This is a genomic window from Ruegeria sp. ANG-S4, from assembly GCF_000814005.1.
Taxonomy (GTDB): Bacteria; Pseudomonadota; Alphaproteobacteria; order Rhodobacterales; family Rhodobacteraceae; genus Ruegeria.
Genome location: NZ_JWLK01000002.1, coordinates 1 through 17914, shown reverse-complemented (window position 1 = coordinate 17914; position 17914 = coordinate 1). Strand labels below are relative to the sequence as shown.

General features: G+C 57.9%; 16 protein-coding genes and 1 pseudogene. 9 read left to right on the top strand and 8 right to left on the bottom strand.

Translation table 11 applies throughout. The annotated features are described in order from the left end of the window. Positions 1 to 63: 63 nt before the first annotated feature. Positions 64 to 1014: a GlxA family transcriptional regulator gene (locus tag RA28_RS07705; protein ID WP_039527631.1), complete on the bottom strand. Its 951-nt coding sequence runs from the start codon at positions 1012 to 1014 to the stop codon at positions 64 to 66. 308 nt (positions 1015 to 1322) lie between these two features. Here RA28_RS07705 and RA28_RS07700 point away from each other — a divergent pair, with 308 nt between their 5' ends. The 4 genes from RA28_RS07700 to RA28_RS07685 are packed head-to-tail and all read left to right on the top strand — an operon-like array spanning position 1323 to position 5796. Beyond that, entirely contained in the window at positions 1323 to 2033 is a 711-nt protein-coding gene (locus RA28_RS07700) for a GntR family transcriptional regulator (RefSeq protein WP_039526331.1), read from the top strand. A gap of 8 nt (positions 2034 to 2041) precedes the next feature. Then, positions 2042 to 2959: a dihydrodipicolinate synthase family protein gene (locus RA28_RS07695; RefSeq protein WP_039526329.1), complete on the top strand. Its 918-nt coding sequence runs from the start codon at positions 2042 to 2044 to the stop codon at positions 2957 to 2959. A 3-nt stretch (positions 2960 to 2962) separates the two neighbouring features. Beyond that, a complete protein-coding gene (locus RA28_RS07690) occupies positions 2963 to 4459 on the top strand; it encodes an aldehyde dehydrogenase (protein WP_039526326.1) in 1497 nt (498 codons plus the stop codon). Further along, positions 4456 to 5796: an NAD(P)/FAD-dependent oxidoreductase gene (locus RA28_RS07685; protein ID WP_039526323.1), complete on the top strand. Its 1341-nt coding sequence runs from the start codon at positions 4456 to 4458 to the stop codon at positions 5794 to 5796. The genes RA28_RS07690 and RA28_RS07685 overlap by 4 nt, the downstream gene beginning before the upstream one ends. Positions 5797 to 5864: 68 nt before the next feature. Here the strand turns inward: RA28_RS07685 and RA28_RS07680 are convergent, their stop codons facing one another. The 7 genes from RA28_RS07680 to RA28_RS07650 all read right to left on the bottom strand — a co-directional run bounded on the left by RA28_RS07680 (position 5865) and on the right by RA28_RS07650 (position 12760). After that, positions 5865 to 6599, bottom strand: coding sequence for an SDR family NAD(P)-dependent oxidoreductase (locus RA28_RS07680; RefSeq protein WP_039526320.1), 735 nt, complete (start codon positions 6597 to 6599; stop codon positions 5865 to 5867). Then, the gene (locus tag RA28_RS07675; RefSeq protein WP_039526316.1) at positions 6596 to 7324 is read right to left on the bottom strand and encodes an SDR family NAD(P)-dependent oxidoreductase; all 729 of its coding nucleotides are present in this window, start codon (positions 7322 to 7324) and stop codon (positions 6596 to 6598) included. Before RA28_RS07675 ends, RA28_RS07680 begins: the two co-directional genes overlap by 4 nt. Before the next feature lie 18 nt (positions 7325 to 7342). Continuing rightward, entirely contained in the window at positions 7343 to 8446 is a 1104-nt protein-coding gene (locus RA28_RS07670; protein WP_039527628.1) for a mandelate racemase/muconate lactonizing enzyme family protein, read from the bottom strand. Positions 8447 to 8488: 42 nt separating this feature from the next. Then, positions 8489 to 9040, bottom strand: a complete 552-nt coding sequence (locus tag RA28_RS07665; protein ID WP_082029772.1) for a TetR/AcrR family transcriptional regulator — start codon at positions 9038 to 9040, stop codon at positions 8489 to 8491. A gap of 115 nt (positions 9041 to 9155) precedes the next feature. Beyond that, complete coding sequence (locus tag RA28_RS07660; protein WP_039526313.1) at positions 9156 to 10703, bottom strand: trimethylamine methyltransferase family protein; 1548 nt, start codon at positions 10701 to 10703, stop codon at positions 9156 to 9158. A 228-nt stretch (positions 10704 to 10931) separates the two neighbouring features. Next, positions 10932 to 11945 carry an NAD-dependent epimerase/dehydratase family protein gene (locus RA28_RS07655; RefSeq protein ID WP_039526310.1) on the bottom strand — a complete coding sequence of 338 codons (1014 nt, stop codon included), beginning with the start codon at positions 11943 to 11945 and terminating at the stop codon, positions 10932 to 10934. Between the two features lie 188 nt (positions 11946 to 12133). Beyond that, the gene (locus RA28_RS07650) at positions 12134 to 12760 is read right to left on the bottom strand and encodes a response regulator transcription factor (RefSeq protein ID WP_039526309.1); all 627 of its coding nucleotides are present in this window, start codon (positions 12758 to 12760) and stop codon (positions 12134 to 12136) included. 217 nt (positions 12761 to 12977) lie between these two features. On the opposite strand from RA28_RS07650, the gene RA28_RS07645 reads away from it, so the two are divergent. The 5 genes and pseudogenes from RA28_RS07645 to glyA all read left to right on the top strand — a co-directional run. Beyond that, complete coding sequence (locus RA28_RS07645; RefSeq protein ID WP_039526306.1) at positions 12978 to 14219, top strand: aminotransferase class V-fold PLP-dependent enzyme; 1242 nt, start codon at positions 12978 to 12980, stop codon at positions 14217 to 14219. A 28-nt stretch (positions 14220 to 14247) separates the two neighbouring features. After that, positions 14248 to 15447 (top strand): malate--CoA ligase subunit beta, encoded by a 1200-nt coding sequence (locus RA28_RS07640; protein ID WP_039526302.1) that lies wholly within the window; start codon positions 14248 to 14250, stop codon positions 15445 to 15447. Beyond that, a complete protein-coding gene (gene sucD / locus RA28_RS07635; RefSeq protein ID WP_039526299.1) occupies positions 15444 to 16334 on the top strand; it encodes a succinate--CoA ligase subunit alpha in 891 nt (296 codons plus the stop codon). Before RA28_RS07640 ends, sucD begins: the two co-directional genes overlap by 4 nt. Next, positions 16334 to 17305 carry a 2-hydroxyacid dehydrogenase gene (locus RA28_RS07630; RefSeq protein ID WP_039526294.1) on the top strand — a complete coding sequence of 324 codons (972 nt, stop codon included), beginning with the start codon at positions 16334 to 16336 and terminating at the stop codon, positions 17303 to 17305. The genes sucD and RA28_RS07630 overlap by 1 nt, the downstream gene beginning before the upstream one ends. 84 nt (positions 17306 to 17389) lie before the next feature. Beyond that, a pseudogene (gene glyA / locus RA28_RS07625) lies at positions 17390 to 17914 on the top strand (serine hydroxymethyltransferase); the annotation flags it as partial.

Below are 17914 nucleotides of genomic sequence, written 5' to 3'. Positions count from 1 at the left end.
ATCAAGGGCGCCGGTTCGACTTTGGCGTCTCAGCGTGACTTGCCGGTATCTCGTCAGGGCACTTCAGCCAATCTTGTTCCTTTGCAGGTGCGGCGTAACCCCGAAATTGGTGCGATAAACGCGCGAGAAGTGACCCGGGTTTTTGAAACCGCAGGCCAGGGCGACCTCGGTGACCGACGCCTCGGTCTGCAGCAGCAGTTTACGGGCGCGGTCCAGCCGCATTTCCATATAGTACTTTTTGGGCGACGCGTTCAGGTACTTTCCGAACAGCCGCTCCAGCTGCCGGGTCGAGATTCCGATTTCTTCTGCAATTTCAGATGGCGAAACTGGGGATTCAATACTCTTTTCCATGATCTGAATCGCGTTGGCCAGATGCGCATTGCGCATGCCGCTTCGGGACTGGATCGAAACGCGCTGTTCTGCTGTGGAATTGCGTACCGCATTATAGACCATCTGATCGGAAACCGAGACTGAAAGATCATGCCCGTGGTCTTGTTCGATCAAATGCAGCATCAGGTCGGCCGTGGCAGTCCCGCCTGACGCGGTTATGAATTTCCCTTCGACGGTGAACACGCTTCGAACAAGGTTAACCTCGGGAAAGGCTTCCATGAAGCTGTCATGATACTCCCAGTGAATAGCCGCCTCGGACCCATCCAAAAAACCGGCTTCCGCCAAGAGCCATGCGCCGGAACATAAGGCGCCAATCTGCGTTCCCAAGGCTCGCTGCCGCCTGAGAGTCGCCAGCAACGGGCGCGACGCGTGCGCCTGCATGTTTATGCCCGATAGCACAAATAGCCGGTCACATTTTGGAATGGATGCGATACCGCCGTCTACGACCGTTTTTGTGCCGTTCGAACAGGTGGCGTTTTCCCCGTCTTCGGACAGGATCGACCAACTGTAAAGCTCTTCCCCAGCCACGAGGTTTGCTATTCGAAGTGGTTCGACCGCACAGGAAAATGCCAGATGTGAAAACTCTTCAATAAGCAGAAAAGTGAAGTGTTGGGTCTTTGGCATGGTGCCCTTCGGTTCTGAATGCAGTTTGTTTGGCAGAGCGATCAATACTGCGTCGCGCGGTTCTTTTGTTGTCTGCCGAAATGTTATTGAAGTCAATTTTGACCGCATACCGCCATCGTTTCACAGCGCGCCTTCCGCATTATTTAGGTCTTCGTCTCGTTTCAGATCCGGGGTTGGGTGTCTTTTCACAACTCGATCATTTTCTCTATGTACACAATTTGTATTTTCTACTAACACAATATGAACACCGCATCCAAGACCTCTAAAGATTCGTGTCGATACATTCAGGCGCACCATCGGAGATCGGAATGAAAGACGCATCGAAGGGCAAAAAAACAGAACTGTACGGCCACCTGAAAACGGCCATCATGACGCTTGCGCTGCGGCCTGGCGCCGACCTTGATGAATCGAAACTCTCGGAAGAATTCGAGCTGTCGCGCACACCCCTGCGTGAAGTTCTGCGCCAACTTGCCGGTGAGGGCTATGTCGATCTGCGGGAGAACCGCGGCGCGCGGGTCAGCGAGATGTCTCACATGACTTTGCGGGACTTCTTCCTTGCCGCGCCAATGATGTACGGTGCGGTTCTTCAGCTGGCCGCAAAACATGCAAATGAAACCCAGATCGCCGACCTGAAAGCGGCGCAGATGACCTTCAAGGCTGCACTGCGCAACGGCTCCGGTGCTGACCGCGCAATGGCCAACAACCGCTTTCACGAGATTACGGGCGAAATGGCCGACAACATTTACCTCGCCCCGTCCTTTCAGCGCCTGTTGATCGACCATGCGCGCATCGGAATGACCTTCTATCGCCCGCAGGACCAGCAGATGGCGGAAAATCTGGGCGAAGCCAGCGCACAGCACGATGCAATAATCGCCGCCATCGAGGCAGGCGACGATGCTGCTGCGGCGCAATTGGCGATCGATCATTGGAACCTGTCGCGCGACAGGATCGAGTTGTTTGTCATGCCCGACGGCTTGGACATGCCGCTGGGTGCAATGGCGCGCACAACCCCTGCATGAGGATTTAGATGACACCCCTGTTCAAATTTGAAGGGATCTACACGCCCGTAGTGACCCCCTATCACGAGGATGGCAGCGTGAACTGGGACGCGCTGTCAGATGTGATCGAGTTTCTGATCGGGCACGGCGTGCACGGCCTGATCTCGGGCGGATCCACGGGCGAGAATTATTCACAAAGCGTCGCCGAACGGCTGGAACTGGCTAAGTTCACGCATCAGCGCGTGAAGGGTCGTTTGCCCTTGGTCGTTGGCACGGGTGCAATGATGACGCCGGATTCGTTGGCACTTGCTTCGGGCGCACGTGAGGTTGGTGCTGACGCGATCCTGCTGGCCAGCCCCGCCTATTCGGTGCCCACTGACCGGGAAAACGCGCTGAATGCTCTGGCCATCGACAAGGCCGCAGACTTGCCCGTGATGCTGTATAACTACCCACACCGGACCGGCACCATGATGGGCGAGGAATTCCTGGATCGCGTCGGGCGCAGCCGCAATTTCTGCGGCATCAAGGAAAGCTCGGGCGATATCAACCGCGTGCACCTGCTGGCCCGCGATTATCCGCACATTCAACTGGGCTGCGGCATGGATGATCAGGCGCTCGAGTTCTTTGCCTGGGGCGCGCCCTTTTGGGTTTGTGGCGGGTCAAACTTCCTGCCCGCCGAACATGTCGCGCTGTACAACGCCTGCGTCATTGAGGGCAACTTTGACAAGGGCCGCCGCATCATGTCGGCCATGTTGCCGTTGATGCATGTGCTGGAACAGGGAGGCAAGTTCATCCAGACGATCAAGCACGGCGTGACCATGAACGGCATCAACGCAGGCACAATGCGGCCGCCGCTTCGGGGCCTGAACAAAGATGACAAGCGCGCATTGGAACAGGTAACGCGGGTACTAAAACGCAAAGTCGCAGACATCGTGGCGGAGGGATAAGGCATGAGCTTGCTGACACAGGACGAATACAAATCCATCGCCGCAGGTCTGGACCTGCCAACGGGTGCCTTCATCGACGGCAGCTTCCGCCCGGCGCTCTTGGGCAGAACCTTCACCAGCACCAACCCGGCGACGGGTGAAACGCTGACCGAAATCGCAGCATGCGGGGCCGACGATGTCGATTTCGCGGTCGAGAAGGCGCGTGAAGCCTTTGACGATGGCCGCTGGTCAAAGCTGCATCCTTCAGACCGCAAAGACGTTCTTATCCGCTTATGCAAACTGATGACACGCAACGCGCGCGAACTTGCCGTAATGGAAAGCATCGACAGCGGGAAGACCATCTTTGACTGCGAAACCGTCGACGTTCCGGAGACCATACACTGTCTGAAGTGGCACGCCGAGGCGGTGGACAAAATCTATGATCAGGTCAGCCCGGCCAGCGACGATCACATCGCCATGGTGGTCCGCGAGCCAATCGGCGTTGTTGGTCTGGTGTTGCCCTGGAATTTCCCGCTGCTGATGCTGGCGTGGAAGATTGGACCCGCGCTGGCGGCTGGCTGCTCGCTTGTGATCAAGCCCGCAGCGGAAACGACTTTGACCGCGTTGCGTGTGGCCGAATTGGCGATGGAAGCCGGTATTCCGGCGGGTGTTCTCAATATCGTCCCCGGTGGCGGTGCGGATGTCGGCGAACCAATTGGACGCCATATGGATATCGACATGGTCTCGTTCACGGGTTCGACCGTCACCGGGAAAAAGTTCCTGACCTACTCCGCCGAGTCCAACGCCAAAGAGGTCGTATTGGAAATGGGCGGCAAAAACCCGGCCATTGTAATGGATGATGCCGAGAATCTGGACCGGGTGGCCCAGCATCTGGTCAACGGGGCGTTTTGGAACATGGGCGAGAACTGCTCGGCCAGTTCGCGTCTGATCGTTCACAAGGACGTAAAGGCCGAGCTGCTGGAGCGGATCGCGCACCATGCCAAGCAATGGAACACCGGCGATCCGCTCGATCCGGAAACCCGGATGGGCGCATTGGTCAGTGGGGGACATTTTTCCAAGGTGTGCTCTTATCTGGATCAGGCAGAAACCGTGTTGATCGGCGGTAAGGCGGAAAACGGTTTTGTGGAGGCAACGGTTGTCGAGGTTGATGACAACAACGCAGTGCTGGCACGAGAGGAAATCTTTGGTCCGGTTCTTTCGGTGATCGAAGTTGCGGGTTTCGATGAAGCCATCGCCGTTGCCAACGACACCGAATATGGTTTGTGCGCCTCAATCTTCACGGCCAACGCCAAACGCGCAATTCGCGGTGCGCGTGCCTTGCGCGCCGGAACCGTGACGGTCAACAGCTTTGGAGAGGGCGACATCTCGACACCGTTCGGCGGCTATAAGCAATCCGGCTTTGGCGGGCGGGACAACTCGGTCCACGCGCATGATCAATACACCCAGCTAAAGACGATCTGGATTGATCTGGCTGATGATGCTGACGAGGCGGTGGATTGAACCGCTATGACGCCGCGACGCTGCCGGTCCATCGCGGTCCGGCGGCTTGGAGCGCAATTCTGGGCACCCTTCCAGCGGCTGACGTGTTGAACGATGATATCAACGCCGATTTTGCCATCGTTGGTGCAGGCTTTGCTGGCCTGTCCGCCGCCCGTCGATTGATCCAGCTGCATCCAAACACCAAGGTTGTTGTGCTGGAGGCCGGGCGTGTTGCCGAAGGTGCCGCCGGGCGCAATTCCGGGTTCATGATTGATCTGCCGCACGATCTGGCCTCGGACGACTATTCCGGCTCTGGGGATGATCGCACGATGATCGAACTGAACCGCCAGGCGATCAGTTTCGCGCGTTCAGCGGTCGAGGATTATGGCATCAATCCAGGTTTCTTTGACCCGGCCGGGAAAGTGAACGGCGCTGCCAGCGATACCGCAGAGGCGCATAACCAAAGTTACGCCAAACATCTGGCTTCGCTTGGCGAAGACAGTCAGGTGCTTGATCCACAACAGATGTTCGAGCTGACAGGATCGCGCCACTACACCTCCGGCCTCTACACGCCCGGCACAATAATGCTGCAACCCGCAGGCTACATTCGCGGTCTTGCAAACGGTTTGAGGTCGCAGGACGTTCAGATCTATGAAAACAGCGCCGTTTCCAGCTTTGTCCGCGAAGGATCAGGATGGAAGCTGCGCACGGATTCAGGTTCAGTCAGCACCCAAAGGATAATCCTGACGGTGAATGGACATCTTGAAAGCTTTGGTATCGAACGCGACCGGTTGATGCAGTTGTTTCTCTTTGCCGCGATGACGCCGGAATTGAACGCTGATGATTTGGCCAAGCTGGGCGGTCAACCGCGTTGGGGTGTCACGCCGTCCGACCCAATGGGAACTACGATGCGCCGCATTGATACAGGCCAGGGCGGAAACAGAATCGTAACCCGCACCTGCGCGGCCCTGAGGCCGGGCATGGTCGCCACGGCGAAAGACCTGAAACGCGCCTCAAAAGTCATGCAGCGCAAGTTCGAACAGAGGTTTCCGCAGCTTGCGGGCATCCGGATGGAATACCAGTGGGCGGGCCATCTTTGCCTGAGCCTGAACGGCGTCTCAGTCACCCGCGAAATCGATCAGGGTGTCTATTCCGGTTGCGTCCAGAACGGTCTCGGCACAGCGCGCGGAACCCTGACGGGTATCGCCGCAGCCGAATTGGCCTGCGGCCATCGTTCCAACATATCCAATCATTTCAGCACCGAGGCACCTCCCAAACGCCTTCCACCGCGACCACTTCGGGAAATCGGCGCAAATGCGGTGCTTCGATGGAAAGAATGGAAAGCGGCAAATGAATAGAGATGGCAGTCGCCCCTGACCGACCCCCCCCCCCGCCTATGTTGGCCATGTCGCTGGGCTGTCGGGGCTTAGGGCAAACTCAGTTTTGCCATTCGCCCACCATCTACGGTGTAGACCTGCCCGGTCACGAAACTCGCCTCGTCCGAGGCCAAAAAGGCGACCAACGCGGCGACCTCCTCTGGCCCGCCGGTGCGCCCGACAGGGTGGATTCCGGCAATGTCGCGGCGAAATGCATCTGGATCATCCATGCTTTCGACAAAGTCGACGTTCAACTCCGTGTCGATCCATCCCGGTGCCACGGCGTTGCATCTGATGCCCTCGGCACCGTGGTCAACCGCCACCGCCCGGGTTAAACCGTGCAATCCCGCCTTGGATGCGCAATACGCCGCATGCCCGGGGTTGCTGCCCAATCCCTCGATTGAACCGATATTGACAATATTTCCTTGGGTTTCGCGCAGATGTGGCAACGCGGCCTTGATCACAAGAAACGGCGCTGTCAGGTTGACGGCTAGGCTGCGCTGCCAGTCGTCAAGGCTCGTGCTTTCAACGCCCGCTTCTTGCATCACGCCCGCATTGTTGATCACCACGTCCAGCTGACCGGCCCGCGCTATCACCTCTGCTACGACGGTCTGCGGGCTCGTTGAGTCCGTGAAATCCGCCGAAATGCACTCGAATGCCTCATCCGAGCCGCGCTGTGCGGTAAAGACCCGCGCACCTTCTTGCCTGAGCCGGTGCGCGATGGCAGCGCCAATACCGCTGCGCCCGCCCGTGACCAACGCAACTTTCCCCTCAAACCGGGTCATGACACAGGTTTCCCGCCGTTGACCTCGACCAGAGTTCCACAGACATAACGCGCGGCGTCCGAGATCAGGAACATGATAACATCCGCAATGTCTTCGGGTTCTGCGATCCGACCCAACGGGACGGTTTGGCCAAGTTCGGCAACTGCCGTATCCGGGTCGAACCCGCGTTTGGCAAAGCCCGAGCGCAACATCGGTGTGTTCACTTCGTTCGGGCAAACGGCATTGATGCGAATCCCCTGATGTGCGTGATCCATCCCCATGCACTGGGTCAGGGACGCGATGGCCGCTTTGGTCATGCAATAGACGGCATGATTGGGACCGGGACGCAAACCCCAGCACGAAGCCGTGTTTACAATTGCCCCACCGCCATCTGCCATGATCGGGATCGCGGCGCGGCAGATGCGAAATGGCGCTTCGACGTTCACGCCCAGCGAAAGAGACCAGTCGTCATCAGAGGTCTCGGTGACAGAGCCCCGAGTAATGACACCGGCATTGTTGATCACAATATCCAACCCGCCCAATTTTTCTGCCGCCTCTCGCGGCAGACCATCCGCATAGGCCGTGTTCCGCAGATCACCCGGCAGGTAGGCCTCTGCCTCAAGCTTGCCGAGTTCCCGGTCAGCGACAGCGACCTGCGCACCCGCGCCCCGCAGACGCGCAACAAGGGTCGCGCCGATCCCGCCTGCTGCGCCCGTAACCAACGCTGCTTTTCCCGTCAGATCCATGATTGTCTTCCCTCGAAACTAGAACGAAGCGACCGGCGCGCCAAAGCGCGACTCATCGGGGATAATGCCAAGCCCGGGGCCGGTGGGTAGGTCGATGTGACCGCCTGTAATCCGGATCCCGTTTTCGGGATCGTAATTTTCCTCGATATACGGCGCCGCCAGCCAGACGCCTTCCAGCAGCTCAGGCCGAACCGTCGCGCCAATATGCGTGCAGGCCGCCGCGATGATGTCGCCACCCCAACTGTCGTCGCAGGTATGCGGCAGGTTTCGCGCCTCGCAGACGTCGCGAAACGCGCGCATTGGATGCAGGCCGCCGATACGGGTGACTTTCATGCCGAAGCCGTCGACCAGACCGGTCCCCGCCGCGGAAATGACCGTGTTCAGGCTGATGCTGTTTTCATCCATATAGATGCCGTGAGTGACTTGAGGCCGGATCTTCTGCAGATCTTCGACCGTGTTGCACGGCTGCTCCATGATGAAAGGAATTTCCGGACACTCGCGACTGACCCGCAGCGCATCCCGTGTGGTCCACCCCCGGTTGCCGTCGACGGCCAGGCGCATGCCCGAGCCTTTGATTGCTTGCCACACTTTACGAATGGTTTCGATGTCCAGCTCAACCGGTCGTCCCCCGACCTTTATCTGCAGGCGCGGATAGCCTTCAGCCAGTTTTTCTGATGCCAGCCGGGCAATGTCGTCGGGAGCCCCAACACCTGTCGCGTAGTAGGATGGCACTTTATCCGTCGTCGCACCGCCCAAAAGATCGCAGACGGGAACCCCAAGGTGCTTTCCCAAAAGATCATGGGCGGCAATGTCTATTCCGGCCTTGGCGTAGTTATGACCGTTCAGCAGCCCGTCCATCCGGCGGTGCAGGGTCAGCGGCTGCACATCCACCCCGATCAATCCCGGCGCCATTTCGACCAGCGCCGCACGTGCGCCTTTCGCGTGCGCCTCGGCATAGGTTGGTCCGACCGGACAAACTTCGCCCCATCCAACCTGTCCGTTATCAGACACCAGTTTTATCAAAGTCGTATCCAGCGCCCATACTTGGGCATTTGCCATGGTGTAGGGGCCGTTTTTGACGGGTAGATCATGTTGGTAGATGTGGACTTCAGCGATCTTCATTGACGTTTCCGACATGGTTTCAGGAATGATTGTTGCGCTGGATCAATCGATCCCAGCGGCCGAAAGAATGCTGCGCCCGCTTCGCAGGGCGGACTGGGTTGCGGGCTTTGCGCCAAACAGCCGCGCCGTATCGGTGAGCCCTTCGTGCAATAACAGCATCGCATCGGCCAATGCGGCGGCGTCACAACAGGGGTCAACATGCGTTAGCCGATCCAGGAAATGCTGATGCAAGCGGGATTTATGACGCTCGACGGCACTTCGTATTGCTGTGCTTTCGGGATATGCGGATAGGGCGTTCATAAAAAGACACCCGGTGTTGGCCACCTCTGTCAGCCAGTCACCCAGACGCAACAGCGGATACAAGACGTGATCTGCGCCATTCTCGGGCCCGCCTGCGATCCAGTCGGAATAGGTCCGATCCCGATGGTCCAGGGCACCGACAACCATCGCCTCTCTGCTTGGGAAATACTTGTAGAGCGTTCGCAGAGAGACATCTGCTCCCGCCCGCAGGGCCTCGACACCCTGAGTGGCAAAGCCCATTGCAGCAAATTGGCGATCAAGACTTTCCGCTATGCGATGCTGTGTCGTTGTCATGCTTGAAGGGTAGAGCGATCACTCTACCCTGTCATTCACGAAACCGACCGTCGACTTGTACCTGAGCGACAAAAAAACCGCCTGCTTGTGCAGGCGGGTGAGTTTGGGGAAACAACTAGTAGCTTTGGTTCAACTCTTCCGCCGCCGGAATTTCGCGCTCGCGCCGCGCAATATAGTCCAGAAGTGCTTCGTTTTTTGCTTCGTCCAGCTTTGGCTCTTCATACTCGGCCAACAGCTTTTTGGCGTGCTTCAAAGCACGCTCGGTAATTTCAACGCACCCTTCCGCCTGCCATTGTTCAATGGAATTGTTGTCGAAGAGTTCGGGCATGAAGAACGCGGTCTGGAAATTGTCCTGCGTATGCGGGTGGCCCAGATAGTGGCCGCCGGGGCCTACGTCAGGAACTGCGGCAACGGCCTGGTCGAAATCATCCCATTTCGGGCCCTCTGCCATTCGGTAGGCCATGGCGCATTGTTCCGCGTCCACGACGAACTTGGCAACCGAACAGTGCATACCGGCTTCGTTCCAACCGGCAGAGTGCCAAATATAGTTGGCACCCGCATGAATGACTGCGCCAAGTGTAGTAGCGGATTCGTATCCCGCCTGCGCGTCAAACGTCTTGGCACCGCCCAACGTGTTCGACGTGCGCCAGGGCACATCATAGTACCGCGCCATCTGACCGATCATGAAATTCATAAGGCTGATTTCGGGTGTACCAGCCATAGGGGCACCGGACTTCATCGAAACAGTTGACAGATAGTGACCCCAGATCGCCGGCGCGCCTTTGCGAATGACTTGCGTGTACGCCAAGGCCGACAACGCCTCGGCCGTCAATTGTGCCACCGTGGCAGGAACAGACGCGGGCGTATTCGCACCACCCAAAACGAAGGGAGAGCACAAAACCGGCTGATTGCGGCGCGAAAACGCGCGCATCGCGCCCAGCATTGTTTCGTCCCAGACAAGCGGGCTGTTGCCGTTGCAGTTGCCGGTTGTGACCGGGTGATCGTCGATGAACCCCTCGCCAAACAGGATGTCGCACATATCCATGACGTCCTCGGCGTTCTTGGGTGACGTGGTCATGCCCATGAACATCTTGTCCGAGTACTTCATCGACGAATAGGTGATGCGCAAATGCCGTTGGCTGATGGGATGGTCATACGGTTCCACGATATGATGCGCCGAACTGTGCATCGCTGGCATCATGTGGCTTAACTTGTGGAACATCGCCAGATCTTCCAGCAGCGGGTTTCGGCGAACATCATCCAGATCGCGCAAGAATGGCGCACCTGTCATCGGAACGAAGACCGAGTGCTTTCCACCAAGCTTGAGGTTATTCGCCGGGTTGCGGGCGTGGTAGGTAAACTGCGCAGGGATGGTCGAGATCAGGTCCCGCACCATGTTGCGGTCCAGATAGACAAGCTCTCCCTCGACTTTGGCGCCGGCCTTCTTCCAGTCTTCCAAAGCGATTGGATCGCGAAACTGAACGCCCACGTTTTCAAGGATGTCCATTGCGGCATTGTCGATCCGTTCGACTTGACTGCCGTCCATGACCTCGCACTCTGGTATCTTGCGGGTCAGGCCGGGCAGCATTTGGACGTTCGGCGCCGAGCGGATCGCGCGGCGCGCCGAGCGCCCACCAGAGCGCGTAGCTGTTCGAATATTCATCGGGCGTATCTCCAATCTCAAACGACTTTTGAGGGATTCGAGCTTTGCCGACGTCTCCGAATACGATGTGACGTTGCAGGAAACGACATGGGAACGGAAAGCAGGGTTTTCGTGCGAAGAACAAACGCGCACCGCCGTTTCCAGACAAGATCAAAGGCCAGAGGTGCCCAACCGCGGGGATCAATCGGTGCTTTACGTCACCCGGCGTTCAAGCCAGCCAGACCGGATCTACTTGCCGTAATATTCGCGGAACCAATCAACGAACATCCTGATCCCGTCGTTGAAGTCAGTCTGCGGGCGATACCCGGTCAAACGCTGGAGCAAGTCCGTGTTCGCCCACGTCGCCGGTACGTCGCCTTTTTGCATACCCATGTAATTTCTAATGGCCTTTTTGCCCAGCGCGTCTTCTATAGCCTCGATGAAATCCAGCAATTTCACTTTGTCCGAATTGCCGATATTGACGATACGGAATGGGGCGACCGGGCTCAAACTATCGCCTTCTTCAATGTCTTCGGGCGTGTCAGGGCGCACCGGCACCGCCTGGATAAGAAGCGATATGGCGCAGACCAGATCGTCAACATAGGTGAAATCACGGTACATGTTTCCGTGGTTATAGATGTCAATCGGGCGGTCATCCAAAATGGCATCTACGAATTTGTAGTAGGCAAGATCGGGTCGACCCCACGTGCCATAGACCGTGAAGAAGCGGAACATTGTCGTGGGAATACCCCAAAGATGTGCATAGGAATGTCCCATGCTTTCATTGGCTTTCTTGGTTGCGGCGTAGATGGTCAGTTGCGTGTCTGCCTTATCGCACTCGCTGTACGGCATGTCCGTATTGGCACCGTAAACAGATGAGGTGGATGCCATCAGCAGGTGCTGAACGCTATGACGCCGTGCTGCCTCCATGACGTTGAAGGTACCTACGATGTTGCCCTCGATATAGGAACGCGGGTTTTCCAGGCTATGGCGAACGCCAGCCTGACCTGCGAGGTGCACGATGACATCCGGCTCGAACCTGTCTGCGACTGCATCCAACTTTTCGGAGTCTTCCAGCATGCCTTCATCGCACGAAAAATTCGGGCTTTGCAAAAGCGCGGCATGGCGGCGTTGTTTCAAACGGACATCGTAGTAGTCCGTCATTCCGTCAAAACCATGCACCCGATCGCCGTTCGCGAGCAGCAACTTGGCAAGATGAAACCCGATAAAGCCGGCTGTACCCGTTATCAGAACTTTTTGCACCCGTCTGGCTCCTCAGTCTTACGCTCCTGGCAGAGCGTTCAAGTGCTTATGGTGCCAATGAGCACATTGTTCAAATGATCATTCCGGCTATCCAGCCCGCCGATTGCCTTTCGGAAGGCTTATTCACGAAGATGCTGAGTTTCGTGATCCGCCGGGTCCGACACATATAATTGGCGCAGCACAACGAATTATGATCCCAGATTGAAAGAATAGTAATAAGCAATTGCCTGCGCGCGGTTCTTGACCGACAGCTTTTCGTAGATGTTCGAGAGGTGAAACTTCACCGTGTTCGTCGAAATCTGTAGCTCTTTCGACAAGTCGCGGTTCGACATCCCCTTGGCCAGCGCCTCCAGTATCACGCGTTCCTTTCTGGACAGTGTGTGAATTGGGTCCTGCTGCATTTTTCTGACGTCGATGAACGGAAACACCATCTTGCCCGCCGCAACGTCCGCACAGGTTTCAAGCAGCCCTTCGACCTCGCCAGACCGCGGCGCAAACCCGGCGGCGCCGGCCTGCATGGCCAACCGTGGCACATCGCCGTCGTCATCACCATAAATGACAAAGCGCGGCACATTCTCCTGCTCGCGCAGAACTTCGATCAGCTTCGCAGCGCCGAGAACCGGCAAGGTCCAAGAGATCACGCAGACCCTGACGGGGACTCTCATCGCGGCCCCCAGAAACCCCTCCGCCGTGGCGGATGTGGCAACAAGCGAGAATCGCGGATCACGTTCAAAAATCTCGGACATCGCCGAAAGGACAAGCGGGTTGTTGTCCGCGAGCATGATGTCGATCGGCCTGACAATTGGATCGGACATTGTTTTCGCGCCCTTTTTTTCAAGAACCTACCCATATGGGTGGGCATTACTTCGGTATACGACGGTATTTCCACCAATAAGGGTAGTTTCAAACCCGCACCTTTAGATACCCAAAAGCAGTAGTAAGTTACGTTGCGCCGGGGCGCAAGTCTCGGCTTATCTGCGCTGGACACGGCAAAAGGTGCCAAACCGGAGCCTGTGCTGAGGAGGATAATGCATGACGTTTCGGATTTACCCGACACTAGAAATTCCCGAGACACTTGCCGCGGGGCCCGGTCCAGGGAACACCGACGCGCGGGTTTTGCAGGCCTTTGCGAACGCCGGGGTCGCGGACCATATGCAGGCCGATGTCCTGCGCGGCATGATTGAGTGCAAGCACATGCTGCGGCAGATATGGGGCACCAAGAACACCTACACCTTTGCCGTCGCCGGCACGGGTTGGAGTGCGCTGGATACGATGTTTTCAGCCGTCATGCCGGGCGACACGGTCGTTGCTTTTGCGAATGGAACGTTTTCGGGCATTGACGCGCTCACCTTGCGGATCAAGGCTGCGACACCCAGCGAACATGCCGCCAACCCGATTGACCCGCAAGCGGCCAGCGTGACGGTCGTCGAGGTGCCTCATGGTCAGCCTGTCACTGCCGAGATTATCGAAAGCGCTCTAGCCCAATACAAACCCAAATGGGCTTTCATGGCGCATTGGGAAACCGGTTCGGGCCGCATCAATGACCTGAGGGGCTTTTCGGAAGCCTGCGCGCGGCACGGAGCGATGGGTCTTATCGATGCCGTCTCGTCCTTGGGCGTAGATGACTTCCGGATCGACGACTATCCGGGCATTGCCGGATGGGCATCATGCCCACAAAAGGGACTGTGCTGCTTGCCCCTGACCTATGCCCCCGTGAGTTTCACGGACGCCTATATCGACACGCTCAAATCCACCGGGGCGTATTCCTATGTCCATAATCCGATTTTTGAAGCGCGGCACTGGGGCATTGTAGATGGTCAGGATGTCGAAAAAGGCACTTACCACCGGACCCATTCGGGGTACGCTGTGGCGGCATTCCACGAGGCGTTGCGCCTGACCTTGCAGGACGGGTTGGCAAAGCGGTCCAACTCATACCGAACCCATGAACAGGTCTTGCGCGACGCCGTCACCGCGTTGGGATGCGAGGTCACTTCGGACATGCCCAGTCTTGTTGTCCTGAATCTGCCACCTGCCCTGGCGGGGCGCGAGATGGAGTTGGTTCAGAATTGCCGGACGCGTGGCTTTGGTATCTGGCCAACCCTGAGTGCGCCGGTTCAAGTTCGCATCGGGATCCTGAACCAACTGAACCACCACGCCGTCAGCCGTATCGTCCGCCTTTTTGCAGAGGCCATGCGCGAATTAGGGGCTGACATTGATTTCGAAGAGATCGAGGCACTACTCGAAAGCCGCTACGGCACGTCGATCGCGGCCTAGCCAAACTGCATGAACGGGAGGAGTGCAGATGGACATCCATGAATATCAGGCAAAAGAGGTTCTATCGAACTTCGGCGTCTCAATACCCGCGGGCGCCTTGGCATACAGCCCTGAACAAGCCGCTTACCGAGCGCGCGAATTGGGCGGGGATAAATGGGTTGTAAAGGCACAGGTACATGCTGGCGGTCGTGGCAAGGCTGGCGGAGTAAAGCTCTGTGACTCGGAAAACGAAATACACGCAGCCTGTGACGAGATGTTTGGCCGCAAGCTGGTCACCCATCAAACCGGTCCCGAAGGCAAAGGCATATATCGCGTCTACGTCGAAGCCGCAGTGCCGATAGATCGCGAGATCTACCTTGGCTTCGTCTTGGACCGGTCCAGCCAACGGGTGATGATCGTTGCCTCGTCCGAAGGAGGTATGGAAATCGAAGAGATTTCAGCCGAACGCCCGGACAGCATTGTACGTTCCATCGTCGAACCCGCCGTTGGCCTGCAGGAATTTCAAGCGCGCGAGATTGCATTTGATCTTGGCATGGAGCCCCGGCTGATCCAGCAGATGGTTCGGACACTGCAGGGCTGTTACGCCGCCTTCAGCAACCTTGATGCCACGATGGTCGAAATAAACCCGCTGGTCATTACCGGCGATGACCGGGTGTTGGCGTTGGATGCCAAGATGAGCTTTGACGACAACGCGCTCTTCCGCCATCCCCAGATCGCCGAACTCCGCGACAAAAGCCAAGAGGATCCACGCGAAAGCCGCGCGGCGGATCGCGGTCTTTCGTATGTCGGGTTGGATGGCAACATCGGGTGCATCGTGAACGGGGCCGGGTTGGCCATGGCCACGATGGACACAATCAAGCTTGCGGGCGGCGAACCCGCAAACTTTCTGGATATCGGCGGCGGTGCATCTCCGGAACGTGTGGCCAAGGCATTCCGCCTGGTTCTTTCGGACCAGAATGTTCAGGCCATTCTGGTCAACATATTTGCGGGCATCAACCGCTGCGACTGGGTGGCGGAAGGCGTCGTCCAGGCCTTGAAGGAACTGGATATCGACCTTCCCGTCGTTGTGCGTCTAGCGGGAACAAACGTTGAAGAAGGTCAGAAAATCCTCGCCAAATCCGGTCTGCCCATCATCCGCGCATCGACCCTGATGGAAGCCGCAGAGCGGGCCGTCGGCGCCTGGAAAAACGATCTGTCCCAAAACACCAAGATGAGGGCCGTGCAATGAGCATTCTCCTTGACCGCGACACCCGCGTGATCGTCCAGGGCATCACTGGGCGGATGGCACGTTTCCACACAAAGGACATGCTGCAATACGGCACCAAGGTCGTGGGCGGCGTTGTGCCCGGAAAGGGCGGTGAGACAGTCGAAGCTGTGCCGGTCTTTGACACGGTAAAGCAGGCCGTGGACGCCACCGGGGCAGAGGCCAGCCTTGTCTTCGTTCCGCCCCCGTTTGCGGCAGATTCGATTATGGAGGCCGCAGACGCAGGCATTCGCTATTGCGTCTGCATCACCGACGGCATTCCGGCGCAGGACATGATCCGCGTCAAACGCTATATGTACCGCTACCCCAAGGACAAACGGATGGTGCTGACCGGGCCGAATTGTGCGGGCACAATCTCACCCGGAAAGGCGCTGTTGGGGATCATGCCGGGCCACATTTACCTGCCGGGAAATGTCGGAATCATCGGTCGATCTGGCACGCTTGGCTACGAGGCTGCTGCGCAACTGAAAGAACGCGGCATCGGCGTCTCGACCAGCGTGGGCATCGGTGGCGACCCGATAAACGGATCATCCTTCAAGGACATTCTACAAAGGTTTGAAGAGGACGAGGACACTCATGTCATCGCCATGATCGGCGAAATTGGAGGACCGCAAGAAGCCGAAGCCGCTGAATACATCCGTGATCACATCACCAAGCCCGTGGTTGCATATGTCGCTGGCCTGACAGCGCCAAAAGGCCGAACCATGGGGCATGCGGGCGCCATTATTTCTGCCTTTGGCGAAAGCGCCTCGGAAAAGGTGGAAATCCTGTCAGCCGCTGGCGTCACCGTTGCCGAAAACCCGGCGGTCATCGGCGAAACCATTGCGCGTGTTATGGAAAGGGCAGCGTGATGGCGAAACCGTCCGTCCTCGTCACCCGTCGTTGGCCTGCCGCCGTTGAGGCCCAGCTGGCCGAGAACTACAACGTCTCGCTGAACACCGGCGACAAACCCATGTCCCCAGCCGAGATCCGGCAGGCATTGAAATCACATGATGCGGTGCTGCCCACCGTAACGGATACGCTCAGTGCCGAAGCCATGGATGTACCGGACGCTCAGGCAAAAATCCTTGCCAATTACGGTGTCGGATACAGCCACATCTGCGCACCGTCTGCGCGCGGGATGGGTTTGATGGTCACAAATACACCAGATGTTTTGTCTGAATGCACGGCAGACCTGGCAATGACCTTGCTGTTGATGGTGGCCCGCCGGGCCGGAGAAGGCGAGCGCGAGTTGAGGGCGGGCAACTGGACTGGCTGGCGCCCGACCCATCTGGTCGGAACCAAGGTCAGCGGCAAAACACTGGGCATCATCGGGTACGGACGCATCGGCCAAGAGATGGCTCGCCGCGCCCATCATGGGTTCGGAATGAATGTCATTGTCTACAATCGCCGCCCGGTTGATCGGGACCTTCTCGCCACGTGCAACGCGACCCAGGTGAATTCGGTCGACGCTTTGTTGCCTTTGTGTGATTTCGTCTCGCTGCACTGCCCCGGTGGTGCCGCAAATCGCCATCTCATCAACGCGCAAAGGCTGAACCTCATGAAGCCCGACGCATTTTTGATCAACACAGCGCGCGGCGAAGTGGTTGACGAATGGGCCCTGATACAGGCGCTGATGTTCGACATGATCGGCGGTGCCGCGCTGGACGTGTTCGACGGCGAGCCCCGCGTGAGCCCGGACCTGTTGCAATGCGACAACCTTGTGATGTTACCGCATCTGGGCAGCGCAACACGAGAGGCGCGCGAGGCAATGGGTTTCCGCGTCCTCGACAATCTGAGCGACTTTTTCCAGGGCCATGAACCGCGCGATCGGGTGATCTGAGGACCCTGCCAAAAGTGGCTGGCCATGAGCTTCGATGCAATCGGCACGGTTGCATTGGCCCTGCATCTACAGGAGTTTCCAACCGTGAATGCCCCACAGCGAACCACCGGTTTTTTCACCCAGTCTCTGTCTGATCGCGACCCCGAGTTGTTTGGTTCGATCACCTCTGAGCTGGGTCGCCAGCGGGACGAGATCGAGCTGATCGCGTCTGAGAACATCGTTTCTGCAGCCGTGATGGAAGCGCAGGGCTCGGTGATGACCAACAAATACGCCGAAGGTTATCCCGGTCGTCGCTATTATGGCGGCTGCCAGTTTGTCGACGTCGCAGAAAACCTGGCCATCGACCGCGCCAAGGAACTGTTCGGCTGCGGCTTTGCCAATGTGCAGCCCAATTCCGGCTCTCAGGCCAATCAGGGCGTTTTTCAGGCGCTGATCAAGCCCGGTGACACCATTCTGGGCATGAGCCTGGACGCAGGCGGCCACCTGACCCACGGGGCCAGGCCCAACCAGTCGGGCAAGTGGTTCAACGCCGTGCAATACGGCGTGCGCCAGCAGGACAACATGCTGGATTATGATCAGGTCGAGGCACTGGCGAAGGAACACCAGCCC

What these genes read in the sequence shown, in the direction of transcription:
- RA28_RS07705 (WP_039527631.1), bottom strand. Translation starts at nt 1,014, where the DNA reads ATGCCAAAGACCCAACACTTCACTTTTCTGCTTATTGAAGAGTTTTCA.
- RA28_RS07680 (WP_039526320.1), bottom strand. Translation starts at nt 6,599, where the DNA reads ATGACCCGGTTTGAGGGGAAAGTTGCGTTGGTCACGGGCGGGCGCAGC.
- RA28_RS07695 (WP_039526329.1), top strand. Translation starts at nt 2,042, where the DNA reads ATGACACCCCTGTTCAAATTTGAAGGGATCTACACGCCCGTAGTGACC.
- RA28_RS07650 (WP_039526309.1), bottom strand. Translation starts at nt 12,760, where the DNA reads ATGTCCGATCCAATTGTCAGGCCGATCGACATCATGCTCGCGGACAAC.
- RA28_RS07640 (WP_039526302.1), top strand. Translation starts at nt 14,248, where the DNA reads ATGGACATCCATGAATATCAGGCAAAAGAGGTTCTATCGAACTTCGGC.
- RA28_RS07645 (WP_039526306.1), top strand. Translation starts at nt 12,978, where the DNA reads ATGACGTTTCGGATTTACCCGACACTAGAAATTCCCGAGACACTTGCC.
- RA28_RS07690 (WP_039526326.1), top strand. Translation starts at nt 2,963, where the DNA reads ATGAGCTTGCTGACACAGGACGAATACAAATCCATCGCCGCAGGTCTG.
- RA28_RS07675 (WP_039526316.1), bottom strand. Translation starts at nt 7,324, where the DNA reads ATGGATCTGACGGGAAAAGCAGCGTTGGTTACGGGCGCAGCAGGCGGG.
- RA28_RS07700 (WP_039526331.1), top strand. Translation starts at nt 1,323, where the DNA reads ATGAAAGACGCATCGAAGGGCAAAAAAACAGAACTGTACGGCCACCTG.
- RA28_RS07670 (WP_039527628.1), bottom strand. Translation starts at nt 8,446, where the DNA reads ATGAAGATCGCTGAAGTCCACATCTACCAACATGATCTACCCGTCAAA.
- RA28_RS07630 (WP_039526294.1), top strand. Translation starts at nt 16,334, where the DNA reads ATGGCGAAACCGTCCGTCCTCGTCACCCGTCGTTGGCCTGCCGCCGTT.
- RA28_RS07660 (WP_039526313.1), bottom strand. Translation starts at nt 10,703, where the DNA reads ATGAATATTCGAACAGCTACGCGCTCTGGTGGGCGCTCGGCGCGCCGC.
- sucD (WP_039526299.1), top strand. Translation starts at nt 15,444, where the DNA reads ATGAGCATTCTCCTTGACCGCGACACCCGCGTGATCGTCCAGGGCATC.
- RA28_RS07665 (WP_082029772.1), bottom strand. Translation starts at nt 9,040, where the DNA reads ATGACAACGACACAGCATCGCATAGCGGAAAGTCTTGATCGCCAATTT.